Annotated in this window: 11 protein-coding genes; 7 read left to right on the top strand and 4 right to left on the bottom strand. The window is 59.8% G+C overall.

All coding sequences use genetic code 11. The annotated features are described in order from the left end of the window. Positions 1 to 117 precede the first annotated feature (117 nt). The 6 genes from KA712_08645 to KA712_08620 are packed head-to-tail and all read left to right on the top strand — an operon-like array spanning position 118 to position 6472. Positions 118 to 1017, top strand: a complete 900-nt coding sequence (locus KA712_08645) for a hypothetical protein (protein ID MCG5053016.1) — start codon at positions 118 to 120, stop codon at positions 1015 to 1017. Next, positions 999 to 1739, top strand: coding sequence for an SDR family oxidoreductase (locus KA712_08640; protein ID MCG5053015.1), 741 nt, complete (start codon positions 999 to 1001; stop codon positions 1737 to 1739). The genes KA712_08645 and KA712_08640 overlap by 19 nt, the downstream gene beginning before the upstream one ends. Further along, a complete protein-coding gene (locus KA712_08635) occupies positions 1736 to 2479 on the top strand; it encodes a methyltransferase domain-containing protein (protein ID MCG5053014.1) in 744 nt (247 codons plus the stop codon). The genes KA712_08640 and KA712_08635 overlap by 4 nt, the downstream gene beginning before the upstream one ends. Further along, positions 2467 to 3123, top strand: coding sequence for an HAD hydrolase-like protein (locus KA712_08630; protein MCG5053013.1), 657 nt, complete (start codon positions 2467 to 2469; stop codon positions 3121 to 3123). The genes KA712_08635 and KA712_08630 overlap by 13 nt, the downstream gene beginning before the upstream one ends. 5 nt (positions 3124 to 3128) lie before the next feature. Beyond that, positions 3129 to 4835 carry an asparagine synthase (glutamine-hydrolyzing) gene (asnB, locus tag KA712_08625; protein ID MCG5053012.1) on the top strand — a complete coding sequence of 569 codons (1707 nt, stop codon included), beginning with the start codon at positions 3129 to 3131 and terminating at the stop codon, positions 4833 to 4835. Then, positions 4832 to 6472, top strand: a complete 1641-nt coding sequence (locus KA712_08620) for a glycosyltransferase (protein MCG5053011.1) — start codon at positions 4832 to 4834, stop codon at positions 6470 to 6472. Before asnB ends, KA712_08620 begins: the two co-directional genes overlap by 4 nt. 1 nt (position 6473) lies before the next feature. Here KA712_08620 and KA712_08615 read toward each other — a convergent pair whose 3' ends face one another. From KA712_08615 to KA712_08605, 3 genes are read right to left on the bottom strand one after another with little or no spacing between them, the layout of a single operon-like run. Then, a complete protein-coding gene (locus tag KA712_08615; GenBank protein MCG5053010.1) occupies positions 6474 to 7616 on the bottom strand; it encodes a glycosyltransferase family 4 protein in 1143 nt (380 codons plus the stop codon). After that, positions 7616 to 8533: an NAD-dependent epimerase/dehydratase family protein gene (locus KA712_08610; protein ID MCG5053009.1), complete on the bottom strand. Its 918-nt coding sequence runs from the start codon at positions 8531 to 8533 to the stop codon at positions 7616 to 7618. The genes KA712_08615 and KA712_08610 overlap by 1 nt, the downstream gene beginning before the upstream one ends. A 14-nt stretch (positions 8534 to 8547) precedes the next feature. Then, the gene (locus KA712_08605; protein ID MCG5053008.1) at positions 8548 to 10989 is read right to left on the bottom strand and encodes a glycosyltransferase; all 2442 of its coding nucleotides are present in this window, start codon (positions 10987 to 10989) and stop codon (positions 8548 to 8550) included. 199 nt (positions 10990 to 11188) lie between these two features. Here KA712_08605 and KA712_08600 point away from each other — a divergent pair, with 199 nt between their 5' ends. Continuing rightward, the gene (locus KA712_08600) at positions 11189 to 12058 is read left to right on the top strand and encodes a class I SAM-dependent methyltransferase (protein MCG5053007.1); all 870 of its coding nucleotides are present in this window, start codon (positions 11189 to 11191) and stop codon (positions 12056 to 12058) included. Here KA712_08600 and KA712_08595 read toward each other — a convergent pair. Next, a complete protein-coding gene (locus tag KA712_08595; GenBank protein ID MCG5053006.1) occupies positions 11949 to 14414 on the bottom strand; it encodes a glycosyltransferase in 2466 nt (821 codons plus the stop codon). The two genes, KA712_08600 and KA712_08595, sit on opposite strands and share 110 nt — an antisense overlap. Positions 14415 to 14538: the final 124 nt, after the last annotated feature.

Genomic DNA, 14538 nt, shown 5'->3' with positions numbered 1-14538 from the left:
GCCGACCCGCAAGGACGATTTTACAGACTGATCGGAACGGATTGCGATCCTCATAACCTGCATCGCTCCGAGGTAGACACCGCTTACCTTTGTCCCAAAGCGGGCGACCCGCGGTATTTGCCCTTCCTGCTCGAGCTCATCAAGCGCGAGAAGGTTGACGTCTTGCATTCACAGCCGGAGGTGGAAGCCTACACGATCGGAAAGTTTCGGACTCAGATCGAGGCGACAGGTTGTCGTCTGTTCATGCCGTCACAGACAACCATCGAGCGCTTACGTGACAAGTGGTCTTCCTACTGCATCTGGCGTGACGCAGGGATCAAAGTACCGAAAAACGTACTCCTCAACGACCCCTCAGACCTCAAGGAGGCATTCTCCGCATTCGGCGAAGACATATGGATTCGCGAAACGATTGGCGCCGCCGGAAAAGGCTCCTTGTCACGCCCCACCTTCGAGACAGCCCGCGCACACCTCGACCATAGTCAAGCGTGGGGTCGGGCCGTCGCGGCCGAGCACCTGAGCCGAGAGACGGTGACCTGGCAATCCATCTGGCAGGAAGGTCGCCTGGTAGTAGCTCAGGGACGACGGCGACACTCCTGGGCATTTGGGAACCGCGCCCAGTCCGGAGTCACTGGGCTGACGGGGGTGGGAGAGACGATCTCGGAACCCTCGCTCGATGCCCTTGCGATCGCGTGTATCCGCGCCGCGGACACAAATCCCAATGGAATCTTCAGCGTAGACTTTACGTATGACCTGAAACGCATTCCCAACCCTACCGAGATCAACATCGCGAAGTTCTTCACAACCCATCACTTTCTCACCAGAACTGGCTGCAACATGCCCGAAATTCTGGTTCAACTGGCAATGGGACGTTACGAGGGACCCTACGAGGTGTTGAACCCCTGCAAGCCTGGCATGTTGTGGATACGTGGAATCGACGTGAACCCCGTACTGATCGACAAGGCCGAGTTCGAGGACAAGTTGCGACAATACGAGGAGCTATGTCGCGCGTTCTCGTAACGGGGTCACGCGGATTCATTGGAAGCCGGATCGTGGCGGCTTTGAACGCCTCCAACGCCACGACCGTTCCCTTCGTGGGAGACCTGCGCACCCTGGGATTCGACCGGCTCCCGGGGCAAGCACCACGTGACATCGACACGGTAATACATGCCGCCGCCCTGATTACCCACCGAGGTGACGTATCGCCAGATGATTACTGGGCCGTAAACGTCGAGGGCACCCGCCGTCTTCTCGCTGCCTACGGCACACAGAAGATTGTCTTCGTATCGACCACCGACGTTTGCCGGGAAGACCTGAGCACTTACGCGAAGTCCAAGCGTGAGGCCGAAGCCCTCGTAAGGGAGCGCGATGACTTTTGCATCGTGCGCCTCCCGAGCGTATTTGGTCCGCGCCAGCCTCAAACGTCGAAGTTGATTCCGAAGCTCCTTCGCCACTACATGCTGGGCGAGCCGCGTTTCGACGTGAGGGACGACGTCCGCACTTACTGTCATGTCGATGAGGCCGCAGCTGCGGTTGTTCGCGCGGTCAGACTCCGAGGCGTAGTCGACAGCCCAAAGATTCAAGTCTCGAATGCGGAGCTCGTGAGTCTCATCCGCATGCTCTCCGAGGGGGCGCCCTGGTCTGCCGTCCCGCCAGAACACCGCACGCTGTACGAACAGCTTGCAGACTGCGCGGCAGCCCTCACGACGGAGACGCCCCTCATGACCAAGGTGGCAAGATGAACGTTTCCGACTTGGAGAGCAGCGCCGAGTTCTACTCTAGCGCCATCGGACAGGTGAACATGAGCAGCGTCGTGAGCGCCTGTGCTCGCCTGAACGCCGATATCATCGAGCGCATGGGGCGGCCTACTTCCGGACTCTTCCTCGGACTCGGAGAGGGTGGCCTAGTCGAGATGATGGCAAGCCGGTTTAAGCGTGCGGTGGTCGTCGAGGCATCCAGATCCCTACTGGAATCAGCTCGCGCTCGACTCTCGCACCTCGAATCGCTCGTTTTGGTCCACGAACGATTCGAGACTTACACGCCGGCTCCCGGGGTATCAACCGCATGCCTGCTTGCGAACCACGTTCTCGAACATCTCGAAGATCCCGTGTCTTTGATTTACCGCAGCAGGACGTGGGTAGACGATGACGGCTTCGCGGTCTTCACAGTTCCGAACGCCACCTCACTTCACCGCCGCATTGGGGTAGCCATGGGCCTACTCAGCGACGTTTACGCGCTCGGCCCTCAAGACCTCCGCGTCGGACACAAGCGCGTTTACGACCTTGCCTCGTTACGTCACGACGTGATGGCGGGCCACTACGAAATCGCGGAGTCAGGGGGATTCAACGTCAAACTCGTGTCCCAAGAGCAAATGGTGGGGTGGCCGGCGTCTCTGCATGAAGCGATCTATGCGATCAGCCGTGACGTCCCTGCAGAGCTCTGCTCGAACGTCTACGTCGTGGGCCGGCCATGCAGAGACTGAACGCGTTCATCGACCTCGACGGGCCTCTCCTGGACGTGTCGCGGCGTCACCACCTGGTCTACGCAAGCATCGTCGAGGCTCTTGGAGGGACACCTGTTTCCATCGAAGCGTACTGGGCCGCAAAGCGCAGTCGTCAAGGCGACGCCACGCTCCTGGCTCTGAGCGGAATTCCTGCCGCCCTCGAGGAGTATGAGGCACGAAAGCTTGCGTTGATCGAATCGCCCACGTATCTGGAACACGACAGGCTTCAACCCGAGATTCACTCAACGCTGAGCTGGCTCTGCGGCGACTACAATCTCTACCTCGTCACGCTAAGGCGTTCAAGCCGCTCCGTTAAGAAGCAGCTCCTTGAACTCAGCATAGATGGATACTTTCGCAGCGTTCTGGTGGGCCAGGATAACAGCACGGCTCTGCCAGGATGGAAGGTCAAGTGCAACCTCGTCTATTCGGCCTGCATCACCTGCACTGCGCAGGACATCTTTGTCGGCGACACGGAAACGGACATACAGGCAGGGAAAACCCTCGGCGTACGCACGATAGCGGTAAGCAACGGCATTCGCGATGCCGAGCTTCTATCGAAGCTCCATCCCTGGCTCATGCTTCCGGGACTTGGCAGCCTCCAGACCTCCCACTTGAGGGACTAGAATTCATGTGCGGCATAGCAGGAATCATAGACTTCAAGCGAGCCGTTGCGCCTTCGGCTCTGAATCGGTTCACCGACTCCTTGGCTCATCGCGGCCCCGACGGACGCGGCATCTACATCGACGGAAACGTTGGACTAGGGCATCGGCGCTTATCGGTCCTCGACCCGTCGAACGCAGGGACCTGTCCCATGTCGTTCGTGACGAAAGAGGGACACCGTCTGTGGATCACGTTCAACGGCGAAGTCTACAACTTCGTCGAGCTTCAGCGTGAATTGTCGAGGCGCGGCCACACCTTCCGCACCCGAACGGACACAGAGGTCGTTTTGGCCGCATATGCGGAATGGGGCTCATCTTGTCTCGGTCGCTTCAACGGCATGTTTGCGTTCGCGATCTGGGACGAGCATGACAAGACGCTGTTTCTTGCCCGTGATCGTTTTGGAGTCAAGCCTCTCTACGTTTCAGTCCAGGACGCACGGTTCGCCTTCGCTTCGGAGCTCAAGGCTTTCGTGGCATTGGAAGGTTTCAAGCGCGCCTGTGACGAAGAGGTTGCATCAGCCACTCTGACTTCAGGCCAGGCGATCGAGGGAACGACCGATCGGACTTTGATGCGCGATGTGACCAGACTCATGCCTGGTCACTGGCTCAAGATCGATCTCTCCGGGAACGTCAAGTCTGCCAAATGGTGGGATACGAAGGAGAACCTCGTGTACACCCCATCGGAATTCGGAGAGCGGGTGGAGGCATTTCGGGAACTCTTCCTTGACGCCGTTCGCCTTCGCACCCGTAGCGACATCCCCATCGGAACGAGCCTGAGCGGCGGCCTGGATTCATCCTCTGTGGTCGGTGCGCTGAGCTGGCTCCAAGCGCACGCGGGAGAACCAAGCGAACGAGCACCACCGGACTGGCGAAGGGCATTCATTGCAGGATTCCCCGACACGAATATCGATGAGGTCGACCATGCCATGGCTGTCGTACGGCATAGTGGCGTCAGGGAAACGCTCTGGCGATTCGACCCCGTCGCCGCCCTGTCTGACCTGGAAGCATCTGTTTGGTCGATGGAGGACGTCTATCCAGGCATTGCGCTTCCCCCATGGTCCCTTTACCGTCTCATGAGGCAAAATGGCGTCTTTGTCTCGCTAGATGGGCACGGCTGCGACGAGCTCCTGGCAGGTTATCCGTGGTACCTCGATCTGCCCTATTCTGACTTGGGCCCTGCCCTACACCGAGACTTCCACCATACGCTTCTGCCATCGATCTTGCGAAACTTCGATCGATGCTCCATGGCTCACGGCATCGAGGTGCGCATGCCATTCATGGATTACCGACTTGTCTGTTTCGCCTTCTCTCTTCCCCCAGAGGACAAATTGGGGGGCGGATTTACGAAGCGTATCCTCCGAGACGCCGTGACGGGTCTCGTTCCTGAGGAGATCCGGACTCGCCGCACGAAAGTTGGGTTCAACGCTCCCATGATCGACTGGTTCAACGGGGATTTGGGACCGGTCCTGCGCTCCTGCGTGAACCATAAATACTGGAGGGACAACCCTTGGTGGCGGGGTCCAGAAATCGGCAACGCCCTTCTCGAGAAGTGTGAGCGTCGCGGCTGGACCGCATCGGACTGGGACGACAGCCTCAAAACATGGTCACGCATGAACCTCGTCATGTGGCTTCGCATGTTCATAGACGGTGACCGCCCCTCGGGAGGGGTGCAATGAAGTTCCTGCAGGTGACAGCGGTGTACGAAGGTTACCTCCGTGAGTTTTTTCGGACCTGCCCTGCTTCTCCGGACGCCACGTGGCGCACGAGCGTCGACTCTCTGCTCCAGGGCGGATTCAGTGCCTCTCACGTGGTTGCGCCTCATCTCAATCAACTCGGATGGGATGCCTGCACCATCGTAACAAACGACGGGCGTTCCCAGGCGCTTTGGCTGCAAGAGAAAGGTTTCGACCCATCCTTGCTCTCCCGTCCTGACAATCTGGTCCGGATACAGATCGAGCGCATGAAGCCTGATGTTCTCTATTTCCAGGATCCCATCACTTACGACTCGACGTTCATTCGGGGACTCTCGTTCCGGCCTCGTTTGGTTTTTGGATGGAGAGCGGCTGCCATACCTGAATCCACGGACTTTTCAGCCTTTGATCTCATGTTGACGAATTCGTCGTACTGCCGGCGTACGATGCTGGCGCAGGGCGCTCGCCGCGTGGAGAGGCACCACCCGGGGTTTCCGGTCGAGCTGTACGCGCGGTGTGGAGACGTCCAGCCCACGTGGGACTTGGTCTTCTCTGGCCAGTGGACCGCCGAGCACAAGGCCCGCAATGCGCTCCTTCTCGAGCTTTCGAAGGCTCAGCTCCGCTGCCCTCACACCTTCACCCTCGCCTACTTTCTGTCGACGAACGGCCGCCATCCGATGCCTGCTGGCGTAGCCATGCACGACCAAGGCCCCCGCTGGGGATTGGAAATGTACAAGGCTCTCCGGCTTGGCCGTGCCACATTGCACCATCCCATCGACCTGAGCGAGACGGAAGCCCCCGCGATGCGCCTGTTTGAAGCGACGGGTATGGGGGTCCCCCTCTTCGTTCAGGAAACACCCGGAATCCGCGAATACTTCGAGCCAAACGAGGAAGTCATCACCTACAGGGACGCCTCGGAGCTCGTCGACAAGCTCGTCTACTTCCTGAGGGCTCCGACCGAGCTTGCGGCACTGGGAAGACGCGGCCAGGCGCGGTGCTTCCGGGATCATTCCATGGAGGTTCGGGCCAAAGCTCTCGACTCCGTCCTGCGCGCCTCGCTCGGATCGGAGAGTCCTCGCCACGCGCCAGGCCAGCAGAGAAAGACAGGGCTATCTGCGCCGAGTTCATCGAAGACGAACCCGAATCTCGTATCGTGGCAGCAAGACTGTGCCGTGACTGTGGGCGAGCAAAGCGACGTGCAAGCTGTGACAATTGCGTTCGATCGCCCCGGAGCAGAGGTAGAAATTGGAGCGCGAACCTTCATCGGGAGGTCCCTCATCGTCTCCGCAGAGTCGGTCTCGATAGGTAGCGACGTATTGATCTCCTGGGGGTGCACCATCACGGATCATGACTCGCATTCAACTGACTTCCGCCTTCGAAGGAACGACGTCGTTGACTGGCTTTCCGGGAACAAGGACTGGACTCACGTGCGTCGTTCACCTGTCAGAATCTGCGACAAAGTCTGGATGGGATTCAACACGATTGTCCTCAAGGGCGTCACCATAGGCGAAGGAGCCGTGGTTGCGGCGGGCAGCGTGGTGACACGCGATGTTCCCCCTTGGACGATGGTCGCTGGGAACCCGGCCCGCATCGTCAAGGAGGTACCTCGACCCGAAAGTTAGTTCAGGCGCAGATGTCCATGAACTTGCGTCCGAACCCCATGACTCTTTCCAAGGATGCACGGGCACACTCGAGCTCGCTGCGGAGCTGCGGGCCGGGCTCTAGATGAGGGAGTTGGGCCTGGATCAGGTGAGCGAGCGCCAAAGCGTCTTCGCGGGGGAAGTAGTGAGCTCGGTCAGGTGATTGCTCGCGATGAACATCTATGTCTGAGAGGAACATGACCTTTCCAAGAGCGCGGGCGTCCTCTACCACGGTACTCCATCCCTCGAATAACGAGGGCTGAATGACTCCCAAGGATCGCCTCATGAGCTGGATCTGATCGATACGAGGAATGTTCCCTAGCACATGAACTTGCTCCTCGATTCCCAGAGCTCCCGGCATCCTCATCAGCGTCTCGAAGTAGGTTTTGTGTCGATAGTCGCTTTTGCTCCCGGTGAGGACGAGCGACACGGGGCAGCCCATCAGTTTCATGTATCCCAGCGCCTCGAACACTCTGCAGTGGTTCTTGTGTGCCCAGAACTGATTGCTACAAAGCAAGAAGCGGTCCGGAAGTCCGTACTTGCGTTGGACCTGGACCGCATCGGATCGCAACCAGAGCGACTCCGGCAGAGTATGGAAGCACAAGGTGGCAATTCTCGAAGAGGACTGCGGATAGAGGCGCCGAAAGTCGGCAGCTGCGCTCTGACTGCTGAATACCACAGTCTGTGACCGAGAGGATTTCCATAGAAAAGAACGATCCCTTTCCTGTATCTCCGTCGATGAGAAGAATTGCGGCAGGTGAACGTGTTGAAAATCGGGAATCCAGGACGCAGCCGCGATCTTCCCCAACATGAAATCAGCAGCGGGAAACACGAAGTCTACAAGTCCGCCCAGCTCCACCTCTGAGGAATAGACCGCGACAGCTCGCCCGAACAGCGACTCGACGGCAGTCCGCTGTGTCCCCCGATGGAGCACACCGTCAAACAGATGAAGGAAGTGTGCGTGGAGCGGCAGCGCTTCGAGATCTTTGTCTGACACAAGCAACGTCAGCTCAGGCTGCTCCTCATCCGGAAGCAAACGCACGGCTTTCACGAGGTTTTCTACATAGGAAACGCCACCTATCCATTCGGCGCTACCAATCACGGGAATGCCGATTCTCTTTGCCATCAGTGGGCTCCGAGGCAGTGCTGCCGGTACCAGTCGGCGTACTCGGCCAATCCTTGTCTCAGCGGGACGGCGGGCCGAAATCCCATCGCACGAAGTCTCCCGATGTCTGCCTTCCATCCCACGGGATCCCCCTTTCTGCGGGTTCCTGTAAACACGATGGGTTTTCGCGAGTCGAGGGCGTGTGAGATCTCGGCAGCAAGCGAGGAGATCGAGATCGATTCACCGGAGGCCAGGTTGAACACTCCCGTGGCCCTCTCCTTGGCGATGAGTTCGACCGACGTGGCAACGTCTCGTGCGTGGATGAAGTCCCTGGTTTCGTTACCTGTACCCATGAGCTCGACATCTCCTTCACCCGCACCACAAAGCTTCATGAACAGATCATGAATGACCTGCTTTCTCTGACGAATGCCATAAGCCGAGAAGATTCTAAGGATGGCGACCTCGACCCCGTGCAACTCCGCGGACTCTCGCGCCAGGAGTTCACACAGGAGCTTGTGGTATCCGTAGGGAGAGACGGGCTTCGTGGGCGTCGACTCCACGATCGGCTGGGTTTCCGGGTTTCCGTATACGGCGGCACTCGAGAGCAGAATGAAGAGGCTCCTGGGACTTTCCGTTCGAAGAGACTCGAGCACGAATGCGCACACATCAACCGTGCGCTGAAAGTCGGCGTAAGGGTGCGCGACTGAATCAGGAACCGACGCGGTTCCCGCACAGTGGACCAGGATGTCTGGTTTGCTCCGTTTGACGGCGTCCACGAATCTCCGATCAGGAAGGGTCATCCCTACGAATCGTCTCACGCCGGGCGGCGTCCGTGTGAACTCGGTCGCAAATCGTCCCACGGCCGTGACGTCGTACGAGGAGGAAGCAAAGCGCTCCGCAATGTGGGATCCCAGGAATCCTCCGGCACCCGTGACCATGACACTTGGCATCATCAACGTCCTGAGGCACCCAAACGGGCTTGGAAGTCGTTGAACCTACGAATGGCACCCTCCACGAGGGCCGTCACATCATCACCGGGCATCCTCGTACGAGGTTTTCTGTAGAAGAAGGAGAACAGGTCGTAACCCGTACGCCTTGTTCGTGAGGAAGCTTCGTCGAACCTCTGCATCGGGTTGCAAGGGCCTGGGAAGGTGTTGATGGGAGACTCGACGGGGTTGAGCTCGCGCTCGCAGGAGAACCCTGCGTCGCGGAAGGCTCTCCTATACTCATCCAGGTAGTACGCACCTTCGTCCTTGGTTATGTGGTAGAAGGGATGCTTTTCAAAGAAGTCCTTTCGCTGTTCTTCGTTCCAGATGACGGTATCCCGAAAGCAGCAGATGAGGCCGCCAGGACGTAGAACTCGGTGAGCTTCGCCCAGGAACGCTGGAAGGTCCTTGATGTGATGAAGGACTTCGCGCATCCAGATGACGTCGAAGTGACCATCGGGAAAGTGAAGACCGGGCGGGTCGGCGCGGCCCACCTTGAAAGTCACGCCATCCAAGCCTTGGAGCTTCTCGGCCGCTCTCACGCCAGCGAGCGTCCCATTCGACGAGTCGATTGCCGTCACCTGATAGCCGGCTCGGGCCAAAGCATAACTTGCAACGCCGTTTCCACATCCAACATCGAGAACGCGTACTCCGGTCCCTGGTCCTTGGCCGAGATCGCGAAGAAGTTGGCATTCCGACTTGAACTCGTCGCTCTCGTAGAATCGTCTGGCATTTTCGCTGAGATTCGGGGTCTTGTAGCACAAATACACGATGTCTTTGAGGGCCGGATTCGCCCAACCCCAGGCGTAAGCTTTATCGTAGACATCGACCTCTGGCTCCGGCGCTGGAAGGGGCGCCGTTGCTTCATAGAACTTGGCTTGATCCGCCAAAAGGTCAGGTCGCTCGGCAATCAAATGATGGTACCGAGTGTGAATCAGCTTCAGCGTTCTCAGAAAGTCGCTGCGGTGGGCGCTCGTCGTGCTTGACCCATCGTTGCGCATCGACACGTCTGCCGTGATGCTGGCGACGTGCACGAAGCGGTAACGGTTTGCGAACCGGATGAAGAGATCCCAGTCCTCGTGAGTCGCAAGAGATTCGTCGAACATCCCCACCTCGTCCATGCAGGTTCTTTCGTGCATGACTGAGAGAATCGGAATGTAGTTCTGAACCATCAGGCGATCGCGACTGAAGGTAGCGTCGCGAGCCCGCGAGCTCTTCACCGCACGATATCCGGTAGCGATTCGTTCTTCCTCGACCCACTCTGCCTCGGTGTAGGCCACGCATGCACCTTGTGCCCGCAGGGCATGCACCAGAAGCTCGAGGTGTTCTGCCCTGTAAGCGTCGTCGTCGTCCAGGTAGGCGATGTATTTCCCGCGAGACGCACGGATTCCGGTGTTGCGCGCCGCCGACCTGTCTCGATTGCGCGCGTGACAAACGTAGGTGATCTGTAGGCGGTCGGCAAAAGACTGAACGATCCCCTCGACGGGCTCTCCGCAGTCGTTGACCACCACCACCTCGAAGTCAGTGAACGTCTGCATACAGAGCGATGAGAGGGCGCGGCCGAGGAAATCTGGGCGGTTGTAGGTGGGCATGATCACCGAGACGAGGGGCTCACCCGAAGATGGCCTCATCGGATTTTCAGCGGCGACCGGCGAGGGCTCCTTCGTCACGACAAAGGTCGCTGCCGGAGCGTATCGGCGTTGAATTGCACTTGTTTCGTCACTTGTCGCGCCAGAACCGTGCTCGAGACCTCCCGGATTGCGATAGTAGAGGCCCAGCGTCCCCGGGTAGCGATCGATGCGCTCGATTTTTCCGATCCGGAGCCAGAACTCGTAGTCGCCCGCGACGCGAAAGGCGGGGTCGAACGGTCCCCAACGTGCATGAAGAGCTTTGCGCCACATGGGCTGCGGGCCTACGATGCAGCGGCGCTGAAGCTCGGCGTACGAGAACGTCGGCCAATCGAGTCGTGACTCGGCCGTGTTGGTGTCCCAGGTCTCATTTGCCACCGTCGTCACGAGGGAGTCGGCGTACACCACGGCCGTATCAGGACTTCCATCGAGGTGGCTTGCCAGCAGCTCGAGGGCGTCGGGGCGATGGCGGTCGTCCGTGTTGGCGTTCGTGAGATAGGCGCCTGTGGCGAGGTCGATGGCCCTGTTCCAGGATGCATAGAGGGTCTCGCGTTCGGTCCGCTCGAGCCGAATGTGGGCAAATCGACGCTGATACTCCCTGACGATGTCGCTCTCGTCTTCGGGGGATCCACTGTCGATGACGAGGATCTCGAGGTTCCCCTGCGCGTAAAGGGTTTGCGCCAAGAGGTCGTCGAGACAGCCCCGAAGAAACCGGGCCGACGCGTAGGTGGAGACGATGGCGGTGACTTTGGGCGAGGGGGCAACGGGGCTGGAGGCCATGGCAAGCCGATTGAGCAAGTGACGTGCCACGCCAGTAGTAGGCTTACAGCGCTCGAAGGGATTAGAATCATTATCGTATTTGCGGGAGGAGGGCCGGGGCCTCGTCAGAAAGATGGCTGCGTCACAGAGGTGACGCCCGGTCGGCGCCCGGCGCGTCCCGTTTTTGCGTGATGCGAGCAAAGCACGTAGCATCGGCCCCATGGACGAGTTGTCGCAGCTCCTCGAAGCATTGGTTCAGTCTCCTGCCGCGGCCGCGCAGAGGGGTTTCCAGGTCGTCAGACTGGCCTACGACAGCCCCATCCCCGACTACGACAAGCTCGAGCTCTACCGTAGGCCTTACAGCGACATCCCCAGCGGTCACATCGCTTGGCGCTACGAGGATCAACTCGCGCTTTGGAGCAAGCTCAAGACATATGTCTCCGAGTTCGACTTCCCGGAGAACCCGGTGTCCGATGATCGGGTTTACCACCGCCGCAACGACTACTTCTGTGACGTGGACGGTTTCACCCTCTACTCCCTCTTGCGCGAGCTGAATCCAAAGCGGGTCATCGAAGTCGGAAGTGGGTTTTCGACCAAGCTGATGAGCGCGGCTATGGTAAGGAACGCGCGACCAGGGTCGAGCGTGACGTGTATCGAGCCCTTTCGGGCGGACGTCATCAAGAGCCTGCAAGTCGATGCTTACGTGGCGCCGCTGCAAGAGGTCGATCTAGGGCTCTTCGACACGCTCTCCTACGGAGACGTACTTTTCATCGATTCGAGCCACGTCGTGAAGCCCTACGGGGATGTAAACATGATTTTCTCGCATGTTCTTCCACGCATCCCCACGGGGGTGTGGGTCCACTTTCACGACATCTTCTTGCCCTTCGACTACCCCGAGTCATGGATGGTGAAGCAGCGCCACGTATACAGCGAGCAGTACATGCTCTCTGCGTTCCTGGCCCACAACAGTGAGTGGGAAGTCAAGTTTGCCGTGAACTACTTTGCACACCGCTACGGGGTGAATGCGATCCAACGGGAGCTGGGGCTTCTACATGAATCGGGTGGTTCGTTCTGGATGCGACGCCGCTAGGCGTCGTCGGCAGAGTTACCCGGTCGGTCGCGGGATTGAACCCGGGCTCCGGAGCGAACACCTTGGACAGTCCGTCGGTGTCTGAGTCCGCCGGGTCATGATGCCAGCGTTCGCAGAATCGAAGCCACCCACGTGGGTGTGCGCGACGCGGATGAAGATCGAGCCAGCGTGCAGGAAGGCGCCCGAGGTGTTCGACGTAGGCTTCTCGCGCCATCGCCACCAAAAAGCCTCTTCGGGTGGCCCGCAAGCAGTAGTCTTCTACGTCGCCATCTTGGGGATAACTCGGGTCAAAGCCACCGATCGCATCAACGAGCTCCCTGCGCAGGAGGAGACAGACGCCGGAGACCCGCGGCATGCCTCCGAACTCGCCCAGGTACTTGGCTCTGCGCTCGGCAGCAAAGTCATCTAGCTCCATGGGCGGATGGAGCGCATTGGGCATGTCGCAGCGCTGTGGACGGGGCCCCGTGTTCGCGGTAGGCGCCACAATACCGATGTCAGGGCTCAGCCTCAACACCGCGCTCATGCGCACTAGCCATTGCGGGGTGACCAGCACGTCCCCGTTCATCACGACGAGCTCCGCTGCCGTGCTATGGGCCAACCCTTGATTGATCGCGAATGGCAGGCCCATCGGCCCTTCGTTGCGAATCCAAGAGGTGCTGACGAAAGCACGCGTGCGGAGGGTGGCAAGGCGCTGCTCGGCTCGGACCCTCAGGGGCGTCGAAGAGCCATCGTCCACGATGATGAGCTCCATGGCTTTCTGCGTGTGAGCCACGAGCGCGCTGAGGCAAGCCCAAAGCGCGTCCTCGTGGTCGCGCGCCACCACGATTACAGAGACTTTCTCGCCTGGCAACCCACCGTCCAGGGCTGCGGCCACGTGCTCGAAGTAGAGGCTTCGTGTAGCCTCGTTGCACGCGGGAAAGACCTGCGTGAGGGGAAAGGCTTCGACATCCGGGGCAACGGCCGACCGGCGCCCCTCCTCCCGCAGCGCGGTCGTCCAGAGTTTTGGATGCTGCCCCGGTACCCCGTGCGGCATCTCCTCGACCAGCCTGCGCAGTCCCGCCGTGGGCCCGGCCACGAGCGCGGTCGTGAGATGAGTCGAAGACGGCGCCGCCCCAGCACCGACACGAGGGACGCGGCCGGGGTCTACGCCTTCCATGTAGAGCCGCCAGCGACCTTCGTAGTGGGTACCGTCGGCTGTACGGGTGCCGAGAAGGCCGATCTGGGGATCGGCTTCCAGGTGACGCATCAAACGATCGACCGCGTCGGGCAACACACAAACCGTGCACGTGCAGGCGACGGCGCGTTCATACGTCGCCACGGCAAGCCCGCTCGTCCAGGCCCGCGCCAGACCCCTGTGCGTCTCGTGGCGAAGGACGCGCGTGGGCACGGTCTGCCGGTCAGCGAAGAGGCGCAAGAATTTCGATGTGGCGCCGACCGAACCGTCATCGACCAGGATGAGCTCATCATCGGGCGCCATTGCGCAGGTCAGGCTGTGAAGAGCCGGCGCGACGGCCGATAGTTCATCGTGCACGCTGACCACGACGGAGCAAGGTTGCCGCCGAAGCCCGCTACGAGGCGGTATCACTTTTCGGTAGTCAGCGTCGTAGGCCTCGAAGCGCCCCAGCCAGTTTTCATGCAATCTCTCGATATTGCGTCGCCCCGACTCAAACCGTCCCGGGCTGAGCGATTCGTAGTGCGTGACCAACGAGTCTGGCGTGTAGATGATCTTCCACCCAGCTTCTCGAATGCGTAGACAGAGATCCACGTCCTCGTAGCCCATGCGAAAGCCCTCGTCGAATCCCCCGAGGGAGACGAAGAGTGAGCGCGGCATGAGTGCACAGGCCGCGGTGACCGCTTGCAGCGACCTTCGCTCTGTGCTTGTCGCGGAGGGCTTCTGATAGTCGAGGTGATAGGGTGAGATCGGGTCGGGCGAACCGTAAGAAAAGCCAACGCCCCCGTGTTGAATGGTCCCGTCCGGGAACAGCAGCTTGCAGCCGACCATCCCCACGGAGGGATCGGACTTCATGACGTCGAGCATTTTATCCAACCAACGAGGGTGGACCTCGGTATCGTTGTTCAGGAACACGAGGTACTGGCCTCTCGCCATCTGCGCGGCGATGTTGTTGTTGTGAGAGAACCCTTGGTTCACGTCGTTTCTGTGGAACCGAACTCCTTCCAGCAGCGGCAAGGCCGCGGCGGTCTCGTCGGTCGAGGCGTCGTCGATCACGATCACCTCGTGGGGGATGTGGGACGTGTGCCTGACCACCGAAAGCAGGCACCGGAGGGTGTACTCCCACAGGTTGAACACCGGCACGATGATCGAAACGAGCGGCGCTGGAGACGGCGACACATTCATGGCGCAACCCGCAACAGCAAGGACCAAGCCAAGCTGGACGGGGTGCCCCGCTCACGTCAAGCGCTGGCGGAATGCCCCGTACGCGGCCGCGTGACGAGCCCTTGTCACAAACCTGACGGCGGCC

This window comes from Myxococcales bacterium, assembly GCA_022184915.1.
Lineage (GTDB): Bacteria > Myxococcota_A > Polyangia > Fen-1088 > Fen-1088 > JAGTJU01.
The sequence above is the reverse complement of the archived record's forward strand: the minus strand, read 5'-3'. Positions and strand labels throughout refer to the sequence as shown.